The organism is Nocardia thraciensis (assembly GCF_054782435.1).
This window is the reverse complement of sequence record NZ_BAAGSM010000023.1, coordinates 305707-326061: the sequence shown is the minus strand read 5'-3', so window position 1 is coordinate 326061 and position 20355 is coordinate 305707. Positions and strand designations below refer to the sequence as shown.

Annotated in this window: 16 protein-coding genes; 9 read left to right on the top strand and 7 right to left on the bottom strand. The window is 69.4% G+C overall.

Annotation, left to right across the window (positions count from 1 at the left end):
• The first annotated feature begins 34 nt into the window (after positions 1-34).
• The 8 genes from glnA to ACYVLQ_RS15170 all read left to right on the top strand — a co-directional run bounded on the left by glnA (position 35) and on the right by ACYVLQ_RS15170 (position 11351).
• Positions 35-1372 carry a type I glutamate--ammonia ligase gene (glnA, locus tag ACYVLQ_RS15205; protein WP_460698099.1) on the top strand — a complete coding sequence of 446 codons (1338 nt, stop codon included), beginning with the start codon at positions 35-37 and terminating at the stop codon, positions 1370-1372.
• 98 nt (positions 1373-1470) lie between these two features.
• A complete protein-coding gene (locus tag ACYVLQ_RS15200) occupies positions 1471-4482 on the top strand; it encodes a bifunctional [glutamine synthetase] adenylyltransferase/[glutamine synthetase]-adenylyl-L-tyrosine phosphorylase (RefSeq protein WP_460698098.1) in 3012 nt (1003 codons plus the stop codon).
• 579 nt (positions 4483-5061) lie between these two features.
• Complete coding sequence (locus ACYVLQ_RS15195; protein ID WP_460698097.1) at positions 5062-6441, top strand: bifunctional lysylphosphatidylglycerol flippase/synthetase MprF; 1380 nt, start codon at positions 5062-5064, stop codon at positions 6439-6441.
• Positions 6442-6600: 159 nt separating this feature from the next.
• Positions 6601-7047, top strand: a complete 447-nt coding sequence (locus ACYVLQ_RS15190) for a VOC family protein (protein WP_460698096.1) — start codon at positions 6601-6603, stop codon at positions 7045-7047.
• A 40-nt stretch (positions 7048-7087) separates the two neighbouring features.
• Complete coding sequence (locus ACYVLQ_RS15185; RefSeq protein WP_460698095.1) at positions 7088-8407, top strand: MFS transporter; 1320 nt, start codon at positions 7088-7090, stop codon at positions 8405-8407.
• Between the two features lie 25 nt (positions 8408-8432).
• The gene (locus ACYVLQ_RS15180; RefSeq protein ID WP_460698267.1) at positions 8433-9032 is read left to right on the top strand and encodes a YciI family protein; all 600 of its coding nucleotides are present in this window, start codon (positions 8433-8435) and stop codon (positions 9030-9032) included.
• Positions 8956-10404: a neutral zinc metallopeptidase gene (locus ACYVLQ_RS15175; RefSeq protein ID WP_460698094.1), complete on the top strand. Its 1449-nt coding sequence runs from the start codon at positions 8956-8958 to the stop codon at positions 10402-10404. Before ACYVLQ_RS15180 ends, ACYVLQ_RS15175 begins: the two co-directional genes overlap by 77 nt.
• Before the next feature lie 56 nt (positions 10405-10460).
• The gene (locus tag ACYVLQ_RS15170; RefSeq protein ID WP_460698093.1) at positions 10461-11351 is read left to right on the top strand and encodes a DMT family transporter; all 891 of its coding nucleotides are present in this window, start codon (positions 10461-10463) and stop codon (positions 11349-11351) included.
• A 506-nt stretch (positions 11352-11857) separates the two neighbouring features.
• On the opposite strand, the gene ACYVLQ_RS15165 is transcribed toward ACYVLQ_RS15170, so the two are convergent.
• The 7 genes from ACYVLQ_RS15165 to ACYVLQ_RS15135 form a co-directional block, all read right to left on the bottom strand.
• On the bottom strand, positions 11858-12973 hold the full coding sequence (locus ACYVLQ_RS15165; RefSeq protein WP_460698092.1) for a glycosyltransferase: 1116 nt from the start codon (positions 12971-12973) through the stop codon (positions 11858-11860).
• Between the two features lie 277 nt (positions 12974-13250).
• Positions 13251-13976 (bottom strand): DUF2334 domain-containing protein, encoded by a 726-nt coding sequence (locus ACYVLQ_RS15160; RefSeq protein WP_460698091.1) that lies wholly within the window; start codon positions 13974-13976, stop codon positions 13251-13253.
• Between the two features lie 85 nt (positions 13977-14061).
• Complete coding sequence (locus tag ACYVLQ_RS15155; protein ID WP_460698090.1) at positions 14062-14553, bottom strand: SRPBCC family protein; 492 nt, start codon at positions 14551-14553, stop codon at positions 14062-14064.
• 69 nt (positions 14554-14622) lie between these two features.
• Positions 14623-15459, bottom strand: coding sequence for a lysophospholipase (locus tag ACYVLQ_RS15150; RefSeq protein WP_460698089.1), 837 nt, complete (start codon positions 15457-15459; stop codon positions 14623-14625).
• 145 nt (positions 15460-15604) lie between these two features.
• On the bottom strand, positions 15605-16960 hold the full coding sequence (locus ACYVLQ_RS15145; protein ID WP_460698088.1) for a M20/M25/M40 family metallo-hydrolase: 1356 nt from the start codon (positions 16958-16960) through the stop codon (positions 15605-15607).
• A 105-nt stretch (positions 16961-17065) separates the two neighbouring features.
• Positions 17066-17977 carry an oxygenase MpaB family protein gene (locus tag ACYVLQ_RS15140; RefSeq protein ID WP_460698087.1) on the bottom strand — a complete coding sequence of 304 codons (912 nt, stop codon included), beginning with the start codon at positions 17975-17977 and terminating at the stop codon, positions 17066-17068.
• 442 nt (positions 17978-18419) lie between these two features.
• Positions 18420-19010: a TetR family transcriptional regulator gene (locus tag ACYVLQ_RS15135; RefSeq protein ID WP_460698086.1), complete on the bottom strand. Its 591-nt coding sequence runs from the start codon at positions 19008-19010 to the stop codon at positions 18420-18422.
• Between the two features lie 68 nt (positions 19011-19078).
• On the opposite strand from ACYVLQ_RS15135, the gene ACYVLQ_RS15130 reads away from it, so the two are divergent.
• A complete protein-coding gene (locus ACYVLQ_RS15130) occupies positions 19079-19966 on the top strand; it encodes an oxidoreductase (protein ID WP_460698085.1) in 888 nt (295 codons plus the stop codon).
• The last annotated feature ends 389 nt before the right edge of the window (positions 19967-20355 follow it).

The following is a 20355-nucleotide window of genomic DNA, read 5'->3' as shown; positions in this document are numbered from 1 at the left end:
ACGGATTTAACGCCGGGTGCTTACGCTCGCGCGTATGGATCGCCAGAAGGAATTCGTGCTGCGGACGCTCGAGGAGCGGGATATCCGCTTCGTACGACTCTGGTTCACCGACGTCCTCGGGTATCTGAAGTCGGTCGCCATCGCTCCCGCCGAGCTGGAGGGCGCCTTCGAGGAGGGCATCGGATTCGACGGGTCGGCCATCGAGGGCTTCGCCCGCGTCTCGGAGGCCGATATGGTCGCCCGGCCCGACCCCTCGACCTTCCAGGTGCTGCCGTGGTCGTCCAGCAAGGGCCACCAGCACTCGGCGCGCATGTTCTGCGATATCGCGATGCCCGACGGCTCGCCGTCGTGGGCCGACCCCCGGCACGTGCTGCGTCGGCAGCTGAACAAGGCCGGTGACCTGGGCTTCAGCTGCTACGTGCATCCGGAGATCGAGTTCTTCCTGGTGAAGTCCGCGCTACAGAACGGCAACCCGGTGCCGGTCGACAACGGCGGCTTCTTCGACCAGGCCGTGCACGACGAGGCGCCGAACTTCCGCCGCCACGCGATCGACGCGCTGGAGTCGATGGGCATCTCGGTGGAGTTCAGCCACCACGAGGGCGCGCCCGGCCAGCAGGAGATCGACCTGCGCTACGCCGACGCGCTGTCGATGGCCGACAACGTGATGACCTTCCGCTACCTCATCAAGGAGGTGGCCATCGACGAGAACGCGCGCGCGACGTTCATGCCGAAACCCTTTGCCGAGCACCCGGGTTCGGCCATGCACACGCATATGAGCCTGTTCGAGGGCGAGCAGAACGCCTTCGCCGACCCGGATGACCCGATCAACCTGTCGGAGACCGCGCGGGCGTTCATCGCGGGCATCCTGGAGCACTCGCACGAGATCAGCGCGGTCACCAACCAGTGGGTGAACTCCTACAAGCGGCTCATCCACGGCGGCGAGGCGCCGACCGCGGCGTCCTGGGGCCGTTCGAATCGCTCCGCGCTGGTTCGGGTTCCGATGTACACGCCCGACAAGCAGTCCTCGCGCCGCGTCGAGATCCGCAGCCCAGATTCGGCGTGCAACCCGTACCTCGCCTTCGCGGTGTTGCTGGCCGCGGGCCTGCGCGGCATCGAGAAGGGGTACACGCTGCCGCCGGAGGCCGAGGACGACGTGTGGTCGCTGACCACCGCCGAACGCCGCGCCATGGGCTTCAAGGAACTGCCGGGCAGCCTGGACGAGGCGCTGAAGGCGATGGAGCGTTCGGAGCTGGTCGCCGAGACCCTCGGCGAGCACGTGTTCGACTTCTTCCTGCGCAACAAGCGCCGCGAGTGGGCGGGCTACCGGGCCCAGATCACCCAGTACGAGCTGCAGGAGTACCTGGATCTGTAAAGGCCCCCGCAGGGCATTGCGGCACGAAGTGAGAACACTTTCTCCACGGCCGGCGCATGCGGGCGTGATGGCCGGGGCCGACCATGTAATTTGAGAGCATGGTACGGCCACCGACTGCCCGTCCCGCGGTCCCCGGCGCCGGTCGGCTGGGACTGCTCGAGCCGACGGCCGCCGATTCCCTGCGAGAATTGGCCTGGGACAACGTCGATAGCATTCCGTTGCTCTGGGCGCTGTCGCGCGCACCCGATGCCGACCTCGCTCTGTTGACCCTCACACGCCTGCGGGAGCGGCTCGGGCCGGGCTGGGCGGAGCTCGACGCGGCGCTGCGCACCGAAATCTCGTTGCGCGGCAGACTGTTCGCGCTGATCGGTTCCTCCAGCGCCTTCGCCGATCACCTGGTTGCCGAGCCGGACACCTGGCGGTTGCTGCGCCGGGCGGACCTGCCCGAGCGGGACGAGCTGATCGCCGACCTGCTCGGCGTGGTGCAGGCCGTGCCCGAGGACGGGCCGAACGCCGGGCCCCTGTTGTATCGCGCGAAGGTTGCCGGGCCGGAGGTTATCGCGTTGCTGCGCAAGCGGTATCGCGACGAGCTGATGCAGTTGGCGGCCTACGACCTCGCCGCGACCGTGGAGGACGAGCCGGTCCTGCCGTACCAGCAGGTCGGCCGCCATCTCACCGATCTGGCGGATGCGGCGCTGACCGCCGCGCTGGCGGTGGCGGTGGCGCGAGTGTGCCCGGATCAGCCGGTGCCGGTGCGGTTGGCCGTGCTCGCCATGGGCAAATGCGGTGCGCGCGAACTGAATTACGTGTCCGACGTGGACGTGGTGTTCGTCGCCGAACCCGCCGACACCACCGCCACCCGGTTGGCCGCCGAGCTGATGACCGTCGCGGGCAGCGCGTTCTTCGAGGTGGACGCGGCGCTGCGGCCCGAGGGTAAGGCGGGTGCGCTGGTGCGCACTCTGGAATCCCATGTGGCGTACTACAAGCGGTGGGCCAAGACGTGGGAGTTCCAGGCCCTGCTGAAGAATCGGCCCGCCACCGGAGATCTCGCGCTGGGCGAGGAATACCGCGACGCGCTGATGCCCATGGTCTGGAATGCCTCGGAGCGGCCTGATTTCGTCGCCGAGGTGCAGACCATGCGCCGCCGCGTGGAGGATCTGGTGCCCGCGGACCTGCGCGAGCGCGAACTGAAACTCGGCCACGGCAGCCTGCGCGACGTCGAATTCGCCGTGCAGCTGCTGCAATTGGTGCACGGCAAGGCCGATGAGTCGCTGCACGTGCAGGGCACGGTGGAGGCGCTGACGGCGCTGGCCGCGGGCGGCTACGTGGGCCGCGACGACGCCGCGAATCTCACCGCCTCCTACGAATTCCTGCGCCTGCTCGAGCACCGGCTGCAACTGCAGCGGCTCAAGCGCACCCACACCCTGCCCGCCGCCGACGACGACGAGGGCATGCGCTGGCTGGCGCGCGCGGCCCATATGCGCCCCGACGGCCGCCAGGACGCGGTCGGTGTCCTGCGGAGCGAGATCAAGCGCAATGCCATGCGGGTGCGGCGGCTGCACGCCAAGCTGTTCTACCGCCCCTTGCTGGAATCGGTGGCCCGCCTGGACGCCGCCGCGCTACGGCTGAGCCCGACGGCGGCCGTGCGGCTGCTCGCCGCGCTCGGCTACGCCGCCCCCGAGAACGCCCTCGGGCACCTCAAGGCGCTCACCGGCGAGGTGGGCCGCAAGGGCCGCATCCAGGCGCTGCTGCTGCCGACCCTGCTGGAATGGCTGGGCGACACCCCCAATCCGGACCAGGGCCTGCTCGCGTACCGCCGGGTGTCGGAGGGGCTCGAGAACCAGATCTGGTTCCTGCGCGAACTGCGCGACGAGGGCGCCATCGCGGAGCGGCTGATGATCGTGCTCGGCTCCTCGGCCTATCTGCCCGACCTGCTGATCAACGCGCCGGAGACGATCCGGATGTTCGCCGATGGGCCCCACGGCCCGCTGTTGCTGTCGCCCAAGCTCTACGACGTCCGCAACGGCATCCTCGCCGGGGCCGCCCGCTACGAGGACCCCAAGCGCGCGATCACGACCGCCCGGTCGCTGCGCCGCCACGAACTGGCCCGCGTCGCCTCCGCCGACGTGCTCGGCATGCTCGACGTGCCGCGCGTGTGCCGGGCGCTGTCGTCGGTGTGGGTGGCGGTGCTCGAGGCCGCGCTGCTGGCGGTGATCCGGGCGAGCGAGGCCGAACTGGGCGGGCCCGCGCCCGCCGATATGGCGGTGATCGGCATGGGCAGGCTCGGCGGGAAGGAGCTGGGCTACGGCTCCGACGCCGATGTGCTGTTCGTCTGCGACCCCCGGCCCGGCGCGGACGAGACGACGGCGGTCAAGTGGGCGATCGGCATCGCCGAGAAGGTGCAGCGCCTGCTGGGCGCGCCCAGCACCGACCCGCCGCTGCAGGTCGACGCGGGCCTGCGCCCGGAGGGCCGCAACGGTGCTCTGGTGCGCACGCTCGCTGCGTATCAGGCCTACTACCAGCAGTGGGCCCAGCCGTGGGAGGTGCAGGCGCTGCTGCGCGCGCACCAGGTCGCGGGCGAACAGGAACTGGGCCTGCGGTTCCTGCACATGATCGACAAGGTGCGCTACCCCGAGGGCGGCGTCTCCGCCGACGCGGTGCGTGAGATCCGCCGCATCAAGGCCCGGGTCGACTCCGAGCGGCTGCCCCGCGGCGCCAACCCGGCGACCCACACCAAGCTGGGGCGCGGCGGGCTGGCCGATATCGAATGGACCGTCCAGCTGCTGCAGTTGCGGCACGCGCACGAGGTGCCCTCGCTGCACAACACGTCCACGCTGGAGTCCCTCGATGCCATCGAGCGGGCGGAGCTGCTGGACGCCGAGGATGTGGAATTGCTGCGGGACGCGTGGTTGACCGCCACCCGCGCGCGCAACGCCCTGGTGCTGGTCCGCGGTAAACCTGTCGACCAGCTTCCAGGACCGGGGCAGCTGCTGTCCGCGGTGGCCCGGGTCGCGGGCTGGCCGAACGACGACGGCAGCGAGTTCCTCGACCACTACATGCGGGTGACGCGACGGGCGAAAACCGTGGTCGAACGAGTCTTCGGGGGGTAGCCCCGCATCCAGCACCTCTCCACCGCGCTGGCCGGGCGGATGGCCCCTGGATGTGAGGACGTCGCACCCCGTACGTACTCATGCACCCTGTGCACGTGCTGCAGCGGGTGCGCGGATCGACGCGGGGTGCGTGGGTCGGTCAGGTGGGCGTACCTTTCCGCGCAGGCTCGCGCACCAGCCCGCTGGCCGATGGGGTGTGAGCACCGTCGCACTCCGTGCATGCTCACGCACCCTCCGCATGTGCTGGAGGGGGTGCGTGAATCAATGAGGGGTGCGGGAATTGTGGTGTGGCGCAATGCATAAACCCGTTGCGGGAACAGGGGTGGGGGAGTATCGGTTGAACTCCGTGCGCGCCCGTTTGCGGATTCATCCTATGATTTAGGGGATGGGTCCGCAGGGTCGGTGGGTTCGATGTCGGTCGGGCGGGTCGTGAGGTGTGCGGATTTCGGTGGGATACTTCCGACCGGAGGGTTTGTTCTGGATAGTCGTGGTGGGACGGGACCATCGGGAGGATGAGGATGGCGAGGGTTTTCGTGGGCGGTCGGCGGGCTCACCTGCGTGGATGCCGGGGTTTGTGACGTGGCCGAGCTGAACTCCGCTGTCACCGGGTACCGCAGGACGTACCGGGACGCGGCCGTCTCGCCCGCCCGCGCGGTCCGGGTCCCACTGATCGTGGTGCTGCTGCTGGTCGGCGTGGTGCTGGTGTACGCCGCCGACCGGGCCTCGCGGGTCGGGGTCGACCACAGCTGGTTCGTCGCGGTGTCGCTGGCGGGGCTGTTCGTGGCCCGCGGGCTGCATCTGCGGCGGCCGATCACGCTGCCGCATTTCGCGTGGGCGCTGCTGGTGCTCGGCATCTCGAATATCGCCTACCACAACGGGCATTCGGCCATCGGGTTCGTGAGCCTGGCCGCGACGGGATTCATCCTGATGCTGCCGGTCTCCTCGTGCCCGCAGCCGGAACAGCAGTACCGGGTGGCCGCGCTTGTCGACCGGACCGCCGGCGACCCGCTGGCGCCCTTCGCCCTGCACTCGGCGAAAACCTACTTCTTCAACGCGAATTCGACGGCCGCCCTCGGCTATCGGACCCGCTTCGGCATCGCGGTGGTGGCCGGTGATCCGGTCGGCAACCGCGCCGACTTCGCCACCCTGATCCGGGAGTTCTCCGACTTCGCGATGAACCACGGCTGGCGTGTCGCGGTGCTCGGCGCCAGCCCGGACCTGACCGAGCTGTGGCGCGGCTGCGCCGCGGAACATCATGGGCTGCGGGCGATTCCGATCGGCCGGGACGTGGTCATCGACGTCGCCCGGTTCGACATGGTGGGCCGCAAGTACCGCAATCTGCGCCAGGGTGTCAGCCGCACCCGCAACTTCGGGGTGACCACCGAGATCGTCAGGGAGACCGAGCTGGACCCGCGGCTGCGCGGCGCCCTGTTCGACATCGTCGACGAGTGGGGCAAGGGCCGTCAGACGCGCGGGTTCTCGATGATCCTCGACCACCTCCTCGACGGCCGCCACCCCGGCATGCTCGTGGTCATCGCGCGCGACGCGGACGGACGGGTGGTCGGCTTCCAGCGCTACGGCGAATCGAACCATGGCGCCGAGCTGAGCCTGGACGTCCCGTGGCGCCGCAAAGAGGCGCCCAACGGCCTGGACGAGCGCATGATCGTGGATCTGGTCGAATACGGCAAAGACAAAGGCGTGCAGCGTATCTCGCTGGCGTTCGCGGCATTCCCGGAGCTGTTCGCCGACAAGCAGCGGACCCGTTCGCTACAGGCGATCTACCTGGCCGCCCGCACCCTCGACCCACTGATCCGCCTGGAGTCGCTGTACCGGTTCCTGCGCAAGTTCAACTCCTTCGGCGACCAGCGCTTCGTCCTGATCCGCTGGCGCGAGATCGTCTTCACCGCCGCGGCCTTGCTCACCCTGGAATTCGTCCCCCACCGCCCTCGGTCGGAGTAGTCGAGGCCGGCCCCGGGAATGAGCCCGAAGAGGTTCGCGCGCTGATTGCCGTCTATCCCTGTGCCGCCTCGCGAGCCGGATCCGGCATCGCGTCTCCGAGTTGCGGCCGACGGTGAAATCCTGTCACGTGGCAGGGATTACACCGGAGGAAGGAACAGGATGGGCATCCGCTACCAGGTCGTCATCGATTCACCGGACCCGAACGAACTGGCCCGGTTCTGGGCGCAGGCGCTCGGCTATGTGATCGAGAACCACACGCCGCTGCTGCGCCGGATGGTCGACTCGGGAGAGATCGCCGCCGACCGCGTGGTGCGCGCCGGGGACCGACTGTACTGGCTGGACTTCTCCGCCATCCGCGCACCGGAGGCGGCGGTCGACGAGACGACCGGCATCGCGCAGGGCGACCGCATCGTGTTCCAGTTCGTGCCCGAACCCAAGACGGTCAAGAATCGGCTGCACCTGGATGTCGAGGTCGGTCCCGAACGCCGGGCGACCGAGGTGATCCGGCTCGAGACCCTGGGCGCGACCCGGCTCTACGACGGCGACCTCGGCGGCGAGTGGACCACCATGGCCGACCCGCACGGCAACGAGTTCTGCGTGCAATAGCGGCCTTGACTTCCGGCATTCCGGACCGGAGAGTACGCAGGTGCTCGATGACACCGATGTCTCCCGGACCACCCTGCGCAAGGTCGGACTGCGCCTGGTGCCGTACCTCGGACTGCTGTATTTCGTGAACTATCTGGACCGGGTGAACATCGGTTTCGCCGGGCCGAGCGGCATGAAGGCCGAACTCGGGATGTCGGAGACGGTGTTCGGGTTCGCCTCCGGCATCTTCTTCCTCGGCTATCTGGTGCTGGAGGTGCCGAGCAACCTGGCGCTGCACCGCTTCGGCGCGCGGCGGTGGATCGCCCGGATCATGCTCAGCTGGGGTGTGATAGCCACGGCGATGGCCTTCGTGCCCAATCCGACGGTGCTGGTCATCCTGCGATTCGTGCTCGGCGTCGCCGAGGCGGGATTCTTTCCGGGGATCCTGCTGTATCTGACCTACTGGTTCCCGCAGCGGTACCGGGCGCGGGTGGTGGCGCTGTTCATGACCGCGGTCCCGATCTCCACCGCGCTGGGCTCCACCCTGTCGAGCCTGATCATCCAGTACGGCGACGGGGTGTTCGGGTTGTCCGGCTGGCGGTTCATGTTCCTGGTGGAGGGGCTGCCCGCGCTGTTGCTGGCGGTGCTGACCTGGTTTTATCTGACCGACCGGCCCGAGCGCGCGGGCTGGCTGGCACCGGCCGAACGCGAATGGCTGGCCGCCGAGTTGACGCGCGAACAGGAGGAACTGGCCCAGGCCGAGCACTGGACGGTCCGCAAGGCGCTGACCCACCCGCGCATTCTCGGTCTCGCCGCCATCTACGGCGGCATCGCCTACGGGCTGTACGCGCTCGGCTTCTTCCTGCCGACGATCGTCGCGGGATTCCAGGAGCAGTACGGGGCGAGCTACTCGGTGGTGCAGCGCGGGCTGATCACCGCGGTGCCGTATGTGATCGGTGCCGTGGCGATGGTGTGGTGGGGCCGCCACGGCGACCGGACGGGGGAGCGGCGCTGGCATGTGGCGCTGCCCGCGATCCTCGGCGGCCTGGCGATCCCCGTCGCGCTGTATCTGGGCAACCCGTTCGCGGCGATGACCGCGGTCACGGTGTGCGCGGTCGGGGTGATGGCCGCGCTGCCCACGTTCTGGGCACTGCCCAGCACGTTCCTGTCCGGCGCGGCGGCGGCCGGTGGCATCGCGCTGATCAACTCCCTCGGCAATGTCAGCGGGTTCGCCGCGCCCTACATCACGGGCTGGCTGAAGGATCTGACCGGCACGCAGCGCGCGGGACTGTGGGTCGTCGGCGTGTATATGGTGATAGCGGGACTGGCCACGCTGGCCCTGCGGACGCGAAATGTTTCGCGTCGCGATGTCCGAGAATAGGAGGCGGCTCCGACGTCGCTGGTGAATCGGCCTGGACGCCCGAGGGTTTCGCGAAGATGGCGGAGTTCACGACGGTGGCATGGCATTCGTCATCGACGGGCCGTATGCCGAAACGCAGGAGGTGCTGGCGGGCTTCTGGTGGGTCGAGTGCGAGAGCTTCGACCGTGCCACCGAGATCGCGGCGTGCTGGCAGGGGTGCCCAGCGCCTCCGGTCGCCTACACCGACATCAGGCCGATCATGGAGTCCGCGGACGAGACGGGAAGTCCCGCAGCGAAACCGGCGACCTGCTGCGCCGCCGAGATCGCCCGCGCGTTCCCGGTGTCCGAGGCGACCACGACCCGGCGCATCACTCGCGCCAAGCAGATCACCCTGCTCTACGAACGCCTGCTCGCCCTCGGCGACCACACGATCTCGCCACATTCGTTGCGCTGGTGCGGGTGTTTGCGATTACGATGTGTGCGCTCGGAGACGGGGGGCCGCTGTCGCGGATTCCGGATCGTCGTGGGATCCGGGTCGGTGATATCGGAATTCGGGGAGGCGAGACAACTTGGTACGACACATACGGCCGCGGCGGGCGCTGGCCGCGCTGCTGGTGCTCGGCGCGGCACTGGCCGGATGCGGTGACGAGCCGAAAGGCTCCGCGGTGCAACAGGTCGCCGCCGAGGCGGACAATCCGTGGGCGGTGGCGGGTGCGGCCCAGAGCGGCGGGCCCAGCGGGCCGCGCGCGGGCGCGCCGGACGCTCCGCTGCACGCGGAGAACGGCGACGGCGGCGAGATGGACCGGCTGGCCCTCAATACACTGTCGGATCTGCAGGAATACTGGGCCGCCGAATATCCCGAGTTCTTCAAGGGCGACTTCAAACCGGTGGACCGGTTCATCTCCTGGGATGCGCGCGCGCCCAAGGAGCAGGCTGTCACCTTCTGCAAGTCCTCCACCCACAAAATGGTGAACGCCGCCTACTGCAAACTGGACAAGACCATCGGCTGGGACCGCGGCAAACTGCTGCCGCTGATCGCGGACAAGTACGGGAAGATGGCCGTGGTGATGGTGCTCGCTCACGAGTACGGCCACGCGCTGCAGGACCAGGCCCGGCTGAACGGCTTCCTCACCCCGGGCATCGTCCTGGAACAGCAGGCCGACTGCTTCGCCGGAGTGTTCCTTCGGCAAGTGGCCGAGGGCAATTCGGCGCATTTCACCCTCAACACCACCGACGGGATGAACGGTGTGCTGGGCGCGGCCGTCGCGGTCCGCGATCACGATCCGGACAACCCGCGCAATGTGCACGGATCGGCGTTCGAGCGGGTGACGGCCGTGCAGATCGGCTGGCAGGACGGCACCGAGGGCTGTAAGAACATCAATCGCAAGGAGATCAAGCAGCGGCGCGGCGAGCTGCCGACCACCTTCGAAGAGGGTGACAGGGAGAACCAGCTGCCGGTCGACAACGCGTCGCTGGACCTGGTCGCCCAGGCGCTGGGCCGGATCTATCCGGTGCGGCAGGCGCCGCAGATCGACTACTCGGGCGTCGTGCGGAACTGCCCGAAAGGCACTGCGGCGGAACCGGTGTCGTACTGTCCGGCGACCAACAAGATCGGCGCGAATGTGCCGGGACTGGCCGAGCGGGCCGGGGATCTGCCGGGCGCCGACGAGCCCTTGTCGGCGATGGTGGAGGGCAACTACAACGCATTCCTCGTGTTCATCTCCCGCTACGCGCTGGCGGTGCAGCAGGACCGGAATCTGCCGCTGTCCGGCGCGGAGAGCGCGGGCCTGCGCACCGCGTGCCTGTCGGGTGTGATCACTACCAGGCTCAGCGATCCCGCCAGCGACCCGCGGCTGACCGCGGGCGATCTGGACGCGGCCGTGTCCGGCCTGCTCGCCGACGGCGCGGCGGCCGGTGATGTCGACGGCAAGGTCGTGGCCAGCGGTTATCAGCGGCTGGACGCGTTCCGATCCGGCGTGCTCGACGGCGAGGGCGCCTGCCTGGCGAACTACAAGTAGGCGGCGATCCACGCGGACGCCATCTCCGATTAACCCGGGGCGGCCAGGATGGGCTGGTGATCGCAACCGGGCCGGGGGCGGCCGGTGGTGCGCTGGCGCTGCTGGCCGCCCTGCTGTTCGCGGTGTCGGCGGCGTTGCAACAGGGCAGTGCTCGCAGCGCCGCGCTGGCGGCGGGCGGCGACGCGGGGGTGCTCGCGGTGGCCGGGATCGCCCGGACGCTGCTGACGAATCGTCGCTGGCTGATCGGGCAGGCGTGCAGCGTCGCCGGATTCCTGTGTCACGCTGCGGCGCTGCGCGTCGGGGCGATCTCGATGGTGCAGGCGCTGCTGGTGACCCAGTTGCTGTTCGCGCTGCCGTTCGCGGCCGGGCGGCGCCGATCGCGACTGCCGCGGCGGGACTGGGTGGGGACCGCGTCGGTGTGCGGTGGGCTGGTTCTGCTTGTGGCGCCGGGTGTTCCGCACGGTGAGGTCCGCGTGGAGCGGCTTCCCGTCGCGGCCTGCATCGCGCTGGTCGCGGTGACGGCACTGCTGGCCGTGGGGCGTCTCGTGCGGCCGCCGCAACTGCGTTCTGCGTGCACCGCGATGGCGGCGGGCTGGTGTTTCGCGACGACCGCGGTGCTGGTCACGGTCGCGACATCGGCGCTGCCGCAGCTGAGTTGGGCGTGGCTCGGGGTGCCGGTGTCCACCGTGGTGGGTGGGATCCTGACGCAGGAGGCGTTCGCCCGTGGCTCGCTGCCCACCGCCCTGACCACCATGACCATCACCGACCCGGTCTTGAGCTACGCGGCGGGCCTGACCCTGTTCGCCGCTACCACGTACCCGCCCGTCGTCCCGCTCGTCGCCGCGGCGGCCTCGGTGATCGGAGGCGTTGCGCTGCTCGCCAATTCGCCCACCCTGCGCGACGAACTCCCGGCGCCGGAACCGGTCCTGTCCACCTCCCACCGGTAGACACCCATCGTCAGAACCCGGCTCACCAGCCATGACCAGCGCCCCGCCCACGAGGGCGTGGCGCTGCACGACCTTCCACATCGGCTCGGTCCCCAGCCGGAAGGGCCGAACGTCTGCGCCCCATCTCGTTTGCGGATGGCACCCCTGTCATCCCGGCGGTGACAGCTCCCGTCGTCCCCGGTGTGCTGCTCGTGTCGTCCCCGGCGTGCCGCTCTTGTCGTCTCGGTGTGCCGCCCCCGTCATCCCGGCGTGCTCTTGGCCGGGATCTCCTCAGCCGCAGTGAGATTCCGGCCAAACGCGTGCAGAAATTAAGGGAGGGTTGTCCGACGTTGGTGGATACCGCAATGGAGGCCCGGAACCGGCGCGCCTAGTGGGTGCCGGGCTGGTGTGCCGTGGGCGCTCTGTGCCGTGCGCAGCCCCGCTTGGAATGCCTGGTGGCGGAGCATTTTGGTGGGTCGTGTGTGACCAGCGGTCCAGCCATGGGATGGATGCGAGAACGCGGCGTTCTATGCCGTGCGCAGTCCCGGTTCGAAATCCGCGTAGAGGCAGAGCATTCCGGTCACCGTGCGCGACCAGGGGAAGCGTTCGGCGCTGGCGCGGGCGGCGCGGCCGCGGTGTTCGGCGGGGACGGACAGCAGTTTGCGGGTCGCCGCGGCGATACCTTGTGGGGTTCCGTCGCAATCGATTCCGGAGCCGGGCGGCCCGAGGAGTTCGCGGGCCGCGCCGTCACGCGGGACGATCACGGGAGTGCCGCAGGCGAGGGATTCGAGGACGGCGAGGCCGAAAGTCTCTGCGGGGGAGGGGCACAGCGCGATGTCGGCGGTGGCGATCATGGCCGCCACGACCTCGCGGTCGGAGATGTGTCCGGCGAACCGGACCGGGAGACCGCGGGACAGCACCTGCAGATCATCGCCGAGGGGGCCGTCGCCCGCGACGGTGAGTTCGGCGTCCATGCCGTTGTGGCGCAGCAGGCGCAACGCCTCGATCGCGCGTTCGGGGTGCTTCTCCCGGGACAACCGGCTCACCAGGATCAGGCGCAGCGGCCCGGAATGCCCTGCGGGACTTTTATTCTCGTCAGGCCGGAAGACACCCAGATCGACGCCCAGCGGGATGCGGTGCACATTGCGCGCACCGATGCGGGTGAATTCCGCGCGGGCGAAATCGGAGGTGACGACGATGTGTTCGACCCGGTTGGCCAGCCGCCGGTTGGCCAGGTCGGCGGCGGTGGCGAGCGGAAAGCCCGGGGGTACGCGCGTCCGCAGGATGGCGTCGATGCGTTCGTGGGAGAACAGCACCAGCGGCACACCCGCGCGCCGGGCCCACGGCGCCAGCCAGCGCATACTGAGTTTGTCGCTGCACTCCAGCACGTCCGGCCGCAGGCGTTCGAGCAGCGGACGGGTGCGCCGGGCGGTGAGCACGTGATATCCGGCCGTGCCGAAACGCGGCCCCCGCACCGTGATTCGGCGCCCGGCGGGAGTGAACTCGTCCGCATCGGCCAGCCCCGGCACCACCAGCACTCGGTCGTGCCCGGCGCCCCGATACCCCCGCCCGATCTCATCGACACAGGTCCGCAGCCCACCCGAGGCAGGCGTATAGAAATTGGCCAACTGCACTATCCGCATCAGCCGCCAACCATCCCGCCCCGCCCCACCACCGACAGCCCCCGAACCCGTCCTTGATCGCCCCGTCCCTGCCCGCGTCCTTCGGCACGCACCGGAGCGGCCGCGCATTCCCCCTCGGCACCAAGCCACGAGCCCTGGCAACCACCACGATCGACCAGCTCGGATACGCCCATCGCTACATCCCCCTTCATAACCCCGGCGCTTTGCCCCCTCCTATTCCCGGCGTGCTTTTGGCCGGGATCCACCCGTCGATCAGGGGTGGGGTGCCGGGTTGTGGTCATCGGATCACCTCGGCGTAGGTGGTGGCGCGGGCACCGGCGGACAGTGCGAGGTCGATGGCGCGGAGGGCGGCATCTCGCAGGCCTAGGCGGCGCAGGTCGTCGGGATGCAGTGCGATACGGACGAATCCACCACGTTCGGCCGTCCGGCGGGCCTGTACCTGGAGCAGCCGCGTGGCCAGGCGCTCGCCCAGGCCGCCGGGACGTTGCGACAGCGCGAACCCGCGCACGCGGCGTCCGGAACGCAGGTCGCGCACGCCGAAATGGTCTGTGGTGTGCGAGAATCCGGTCCGGATCAGCGCGCGTTCGGCGGCGGGTGAGGTGAGCCAGCCGGGCGGGGTGAAGCCGGTGGTGGACAACCCCTGCTCGTCCATCACCGCGACGGCCCGCCGCAGCCGTTCCTCGGCGTCCGCGGAATCGAGGGTGGCGAATTCGGCCGCGCCCCGCGCGACCAGCCGGGCCACCGCCCTGCGTTTCAGCGCGCCCGCACGGGTCGCGCGATGGTCCCAGCCGTGCACCATGATCTCGTCGCCATGCTCGCGGCGCCCCCGCAGGAATGCCGCGAACTCGGGCGCCTCGGACAGGCTGCCGCCGCGCCACGGGCCGGGAATCACGAGCAACGAGACGGGAATACCGAGCGCATCGGCGTCGGCACACCAGCGTTCGGTCTCGCCGGCGGTCGCCGGAGCCACGTCATGGACACTTACCACCAGGCGTGCGGACACGCGCGCACGGTAACAGCCCACGGTTGCCGCTGGTTGAACAGTTTTCGTCGCATTGCGGGCCGGTTCGGGAGCGGTCGGCGGCGAATTACGCCGGGGTGCCGACGCCGAGCGAGCGCTCCGCGGTCTCGAGCACCTTCCCGAAGACGTAGGAGATGATCGGCCCGGCCAGCACCCGCGTGACGAGGCCCCCGACCAGCGGCACCGGCACCTCCGCGGTGGTCGTCCAGACGACCCGCGTTCCGCCGGGCACCTCGGCGAAGACGAGCCTCCCGCCGTCGTGCCGGGCGGGCGGGATGCTGCGCTCGACGTAGTAGTCGAAGCTGTGCGGCGGGTTGTAGGCGGTGATGCGCTCGCGGAACCAGCCGATGACCCAGGTGAGATCCCGGACCGCGGCACGTCCGTAGGGGGCGTCCGCGCCGGGCCGCACCAGCCGCCGACGCAGGACGACCGATGAGTGGGTGTAGTTGTCCGCGTTGGACAACCATTCGAAGACGTCCTCGATCGGCGCCGCGATGGTGCGTTCTACGGTAATGGTTCCATGTGCGACCTTCCCCGGGGTTGCGGTGCTACTACACATCATAGTAGAAGCCGGGGGTGCTATCCCGTAAGCCTTTCGGCCGCGGCCCACGGTTGCCGTCCGGAAGCGCTATGGGGCGAGGTGCTTGTCGAGCCAGTCGACCAGGTCGTCGAGCACGGTCTCCTGTTCCGGCTCGTTGAAGATCTCGTGGTAGAGACCCGGATACCGTTCGACGGTAAGGTCTTTCGCGCCCGCGCGCTGCTCGATCAGGTCCGCGCTCGAGGGCGCCGCGATGGCGTCGGCGCCGCCGTGCAGCACGAGTGTCGGGACGGTGAGCCGGGGCAGGCGCCGGACGACCGTTTCGGTCGCCCGCAAGATCTCGGCACCGGTGCGGGCGGGCAACTTGCCGCGGAACACCAGCGGATCGGCGTCATAGGCGCGCACCACCTCCGGATCGCGGCTGATCAGCGATGAATCCAATTGCAGCACACCCAGTTTCGGAGTCCAGCGGCTCAATACCGGTGCGAGCAGCCGCTGTACCGAGTTGCCTGCCTCGATCACCAGCGGCGGGGCCGATACCGCGATTCCCGCCACGTCCAGCGGCGCCCGGGTGGCGAGGTAGAGGGTGATCAGACTGCCCATGCTGTGCCCGACGACGAACCGGGGGAGGCCCGGATGCCGTTCGGTCGCGATCTCGAGCATCCGGGCGACATTGTCGGCCGCCCCCTCGATGGAGTCGATATTCGCCTGCCCTCCGTCCGACTGTCCGTGCCCGATGTGATCGAGCGCGTACACCCCGAACCCCCCGCGCGCCAGCCGCTCCCCGACATGCCCATACCGCCCGGAGTGCTCGGCCACCCCATGCACGAGCACCATAACCCCCCGCACCTCTCGCTCAGGCCCCCAAGCCCGCCAGAAGATCTCCCCACCCCGCCCACCGAACCGCCCACCCGCATTCCCAGTCATCACACCTCTCCCTCCACCAATCCACCGGACTCCGCCATTCTCCGGCACGACCCCCGCGTCACCAACCTGCCCACGACGTCGGAGCCGGGCATCATCTCCGCTCACACCATTCGGGGTTGCCGCATTTGGCCTGTGCGCGGAGGGGTTAGGGGGTGGTTAGGTGGGTTAGGAGGTGGGTGTTGAAGGTGATGAGGCGGGCGTAGTTGGTGCGGGAGAGGCGTTCGTCGGTGCCGTGGATGCGGTCGAGGTCGGATTTGGTGAGGATTATGGGGGCGAAGTTGCAGCGGGTGGTGGCGAGGTTGTCGTAGTAGCGGGAGTCGGTGGCCCCGGGGACCAGGCCGGTGCTGATCACCGCCTCGGGTACGACGGCGCGGGCGATGTCGGCGAGGACGTCGAAGTCCGGGCCCGGTCCGGTGACGTCGGAGGGCTCCGAGGCGAGTCCGACGAGTTCGATCGCTACCCCGTCGTCGCGCACGACCCGCCGGGAGTGCTCGAGCACCCCGGCCACCGAATCACCGGGCAGGATGCGGAAATTCACCAGGGCCTCGGCCGACTGCGGCAGCACGTTGGCCTTCACACCGCCGCGGATGACCGTGGGCGCGGTGGTGGTGCGCACCAGCGCCTCGGTCTGCGGCTGCGTGGCCATCACCCGCGCCACCGCGCCACCCGACCTGGGCAGCAAACCCACTGCGGCGCGGCGGAATCCGGACATGGCGGGCCGGGTCCGGGTGAGCATGTCCGCGATCGCGGGCGTCATGCGCAGCGGCATCGGATTGTCCTGCAGCCGCGCCACCGCCCGCGCGATTCGCCCGACCGCGGTCTGCCGCCCCGGCATCGACGAATGCCCGCCGACGTCGGTCACCGCCAGACGCACCGTGGCCCAGCCCTTCTCGCCGAGCATCAGGAAGGCGACGGGCCGCCGCACCCCCGGGGCGATGCCGGTGGTGACCACGCCGCCCTCGTCGACCAGCAGGTCCGCGCGAATGTCGAGCGAGCGCAGGTACTCGGCCATCCGGGCGGCGCCCGTGGTGCCGAATACCTCCTCGTCGTGCCCGAAGGCGAGAAATATGGTGCGGCGCGGCCGTTTTCCCGCCGCCAGCGCCGCCTCGACGGACTCCAGGATCGCCATCACGCGGCTCTTGTCGTCGATCGCCCCACGGCCCCAGACGAATTCGTCGTCGACCACCCCGGCGAACGGCGGATGCGTCCAGCGCGCTTCGTCGTCGACAGGCACGACGTCCATGTGCGCCAACAGGATCGCCGCCGTGCCCGGCTCGGCGCCCGCCCAGCGATAGAGCCGACTGTGACCGAACCGCCGCAGTTCCAGCTCGGCGTGGACCAGCGGGTAACAATGTTCGAGATGGGCGGCCAGCTGCTCGAACGCGGCGTCGGCCGTGGCGGCGCCGGTATCGGCGGAGACGGTGGCGCAGCGCAGTGCCTGCGCCAGTCGCTCGGCGGTGTCGTCGTCCACGCCGGACGCCGAATGCGTACTGCTCGTCATCGATCACCGCCGCGGTCGGGGAAGGGGTCGGTCACCGTAGCATTCTTCAACACGCCGAGGCGCGTAGCGGGGAACTACGCCGTACCGGGACCGGCCGGTCGCGGCTCAGAGCGGCCGCAGGTCGATCATCTTGCGCAGCCGGGCCCGGTCGCGCTCGAGACGGCGGGCCTCGTAGGCGATGGGGAAGTAGCGGACCCGCTCGGGCAGGAGCGGGAGAGTGCGGCCGATCACCCAGCCCAGCGCGCGCAGCTTGCGCTCGTCGGCGGCGGTCCAGGTCAGGCCGAGCTTGCGGCGGGCCACCTCGGGCGTGGTGCCGACGGTGAAGAAGTACTGCATCCGGCTGACCGGCGTGGCCGCCACGTTCCACGCCGGAGCCAAGGCCCGCGGCACGAAGGTCGGGCGCGCGATCTTGCGGCTCACCCGCAGATAGTCCTCGGCGACAGTGGTTGCCACCAAATGGTTCTCGACGGTGTCGGTGAAGAACTTCTCCCATTCGGCGTAGGTCGGCGGAATCTCCTTGGGCGGCACCGAGAAGTTGCGCATCAGCTGCACCACCTCGCGGTAGTACTGCTCCTTGTCCGCGTCGGTCAGGGGCTTGCGGGTGAAGTGGCGATTGCCCTCGGTATAGGCGTAGATGGCGGTGTGCAGCACCCAGGCCCACGGTCCCGACGACAGCGCCTTGTGCTGAACTCCGTGGGCGTCGACGGTATTCAGGGTCGCGTGCATCTTGCGCAGCCGGTCCGCCTCGGCCAGCGCCTCCTCGCCGCCGTAGATCCACATCATCACCGAGGCGACGCTGCGCAGCGCCCGGCCCATGGGGTCGGTGCGGAAGGTCGAGTGCTCGTCCACCACCGCGGCGATCGTCGGCTCCATGGTCTGCAGCAGGAAGGCCGAGCCCGCGGTGAGCGAGAACGTGATCAGCCCGGTCTCGTCCCACATGATGTTGCCCGGTCCGAAGGGCTGCCGGGGCGGGAGGTCCCGGGTGTTCCTATCGATATGTGCGACCGACGCGGTCATGGTGATCTCCTTCGACCACTAGATAAGATGAGAGGCTTACTAGCGAATCATCTCACTCTCTCGGGGGGTCGGCAACCGCCGAGGTGATTGAACGGAAATTCGACGGGCATACCGGCGGTATGGGTGGAAGAATGAGCCTTCCCCCCGAGGGCGGAGAAGGGAGCGTGATGGGCATCCGAACCCACTTCCACCACACCGAACACCGCGCATTCCTGCCGGTGCTGCGGGATTATGCGCGCCGGTCACTGCGGTTCGGCCGTACGTCGCCCGAACGCGCGCATCGCGCAGTGCCCGACCGTCGGCCCGCGGTGTTCTCCGCGTCTCTAGGCTGCCACCCACATCTCTGAGCACGGCGGCATTGCTTACGCCGCAGCCTGTTTCGCGCGGCTGCCAGCGGTGATTCGCTGAGACCCGCGCCGCCGCAACCTGTCCTGCCCGGTCGCTAGGTGTGGTCCACCGAAACCTGGGACGCCCCGGTAGATATCGGACCCAGGGCGCGCCGGGCCAGGGTCAGCCATCTGGACCGCACCGCCTGCGCGGCATTGTCGGCCGGAGCGGTGGCCAGCAGCAATACCACGTCATCGACCGTGACGTCCGGATACAGGGCGTGCTCTCGGTGGGCCGCGGCGACCAAGCCGCGCACCGCCTCGGCCGCGCCGTCTCGGAGCCGCCGCAAAGAGTCGTCGGCGAGCCCGGTGACGGCATGCCGCAGTAGCCGCTCTTCCCGCAGTTCCACGGTCACCTGGCGGAGCAGGCCGACGATCTCGTCCAACGCGGCGGATTCGCGCGCGCGGACGCGGGCAGCCGAGGCATCCAGCGAGGCGGTGATCCGCGCCTCCAACTCGGCGACGATCGCCTCGATCAGATCCTTCTTCGTCGGGAAATGCCGGTACAGGGTGCCGACGGCCACGCCCGCGGCGGCGGCGATCTCATCCATCCCGACCTCCGGCCCGCGGGCGATGACCAGGTCGCGCGCGGCGCGCAGGATCGCCTCCCGATTGCGCTGCGCATCGGCTCGGCGTGGGGTAGCCATGGCTTGACATTACATGAACCAGTCGTTCACCTTAAATATGAACGGATGGTTCATGTTAGGAGCGAACGATGAGCAAATGGACTGCGGCGGATGTGCCGGATCAGCGCGGCCGGGTGGCCGTCGTCACGGGCGCCAATACGGGCATCGGCTACGAGACCGCCCGGGCGCTGGCCGCGCGCGGGGCCGCCGTGCTGCTGGCGTGCCGGGACGCCGAGCGGGCGCGGGCCGCGGCCGAGCGGATCGCCGATTCGGCGCCGGGCGCCGAGGTCGCGACGGTGCCGCTGGACCTCGGCTCCCTGGCCTCGGTGCGCGCCGCGGCGGACGAGATCCGCGACCGGCACGAACGGATCGACCTGCTGATCAACAATGCGGGCGTCACCGGCTTGCGGGGCCGCACCGCCGACGGCGCCGAGATCCAGTTCGGGGTGAATCATCTCGGCCATTTCGCCCTCACCGGCCTGGTGCTGGACCTGCTGGCGCCGGGCGCGCGGGTGGTGTCGGTCAGCAGTATCGGCCACCGGTTCGGCCGTTTCGATGATGCGGGAAATCCGTGCGGCACAAGCGCGTACGCGGATTCCAAGCTGGCCAACCTGTTGTTCACGCACGAGCTGGACCGGCGGCTGCGGGCGGCGGACCGGCCGGTGTCGGCACTAGCAGCCCACCCCGGCGGGGCCAGCACGGAGGTGTTCCGGTATTCGGCGCCATGGTTCCGGATCCCGAATCTGGCCGTTGCCAAGTTGTTCGGGCGCACGCCCGCGATGGGTGCCCTGCCGACGCTGCGGGCGGCCACGGATCCGTCCGCCCGGGGGAGCCAGTATTACGGTCCGGGTGGGCTGTTGGAGATTCAGGGCCATCCGGAGGTGGTGAAATCCAGCGCGCGATCGCAGGACTCGCGGCTGCGAGCGGCCCTGTGGTCGGCCTCGGAGACCGCGACGGGTGTGCGCTACCTCGGCTGACGCCCGGCGCCCGTTGTGATAGCTCCGGGGCTGCTGGAAATGTTCGGTATAATCCGCGTGCGCGCATCACCCGGAGCGGCCGCGGATTGCCGAATATCCGTCGATACCAATTGTGCATTGCACGGATCGCAACGTCCTGGTCGATCCTCGGGAACGCCCTGACCTGGTGGTGAGAAACGCGGTGTGCGATAGCCGCGCGCGATCGCTATGATTTCGCAGGTTGCCGTGTCGCGTTGTTGTGTTGTGTGTTGTGCGGCAACGTCGATCGGTCGGATAGGTGCTCAGCGAATGATATGTGACGGACGAAGGTTCGGCGCGGTGAACGGACGGGAAGCCCCCGCCGCCGTATGCGCGGACCCCCGCCCCTCGCTGCCGCAGCATCCGGCCGT

Coding starts and splice junctions, on each gene's coding strand:
- glnA (WP_460698099.1), top strand. CDS start 35: ATGGATCGCCAGAAGGAATTCGTGCTGCGGACGCTCGAGGAGCGGGAT.
- ACYVLQ_RS15200 (WP_460698098.1), top strand. CDS start 1,471: ATGGTACGGCCACCGACTGCCCGTCCCGCGGTCCCCGGCGCCGGTCGG.
- ACYVLQ_RS15190 (WP_460698096.1), top strand. CDS start 6,601: ATGGGCATCCGCTACCAGGTCGTCATCGATTCACCGGACCCGAACGAA.
- ACYVLQ_RS15165 (WP_460698092.1), bottom strand. CDS start 12,973: ATGCGGATAGTGCAGTTGGCCAATTTCTATACGCCTGCCTCGGGTGGG.
- ACYVLQ_RS15155 (WP_460698090.1), bottom strand. CDS start 14,553: ATGTGTAGTAGCACCGCAACCCCGGGGAAGGTCGCACATGGAACCATT.
- ACYVLQ_RS15150 (WP_460698089.1), bottom strand. CDS start 15,459: ATGACTGGGAATGCGGGTGGGCGGTTCGGTGGGCGGGGTGGGGAGATC.
- ACYVLQ_RS15145 (WP_460698088.1), bottom strand. CDS start 16,960: ATGACGAGCAGTACGCATTCGGCGTCCGGCGTGGACGACGACACCGCC.
- ACYVLQ_RS15140 (WP_460698087.1), bottom strand. CDS start 17,977: ATGACCGCGTCGGTCGCACATATCGATAGGAACACCCGGGACCTCCCG.
- ACYVLQ_RS15135 (WP_460698086.1), bottom strand. CDS start 19,010: ATGGCTACCCCACGCCGAGCCGATGCGCAGCGCAATCGGGAGGCGATC.
- ACYVLQ_RS15130 (WP_460698085.1), top strand. CDS start 19,079: ATGAGCAAATGGACTGCGGCGGATGTGCCGGATCAGCGCGGCCGGGTG.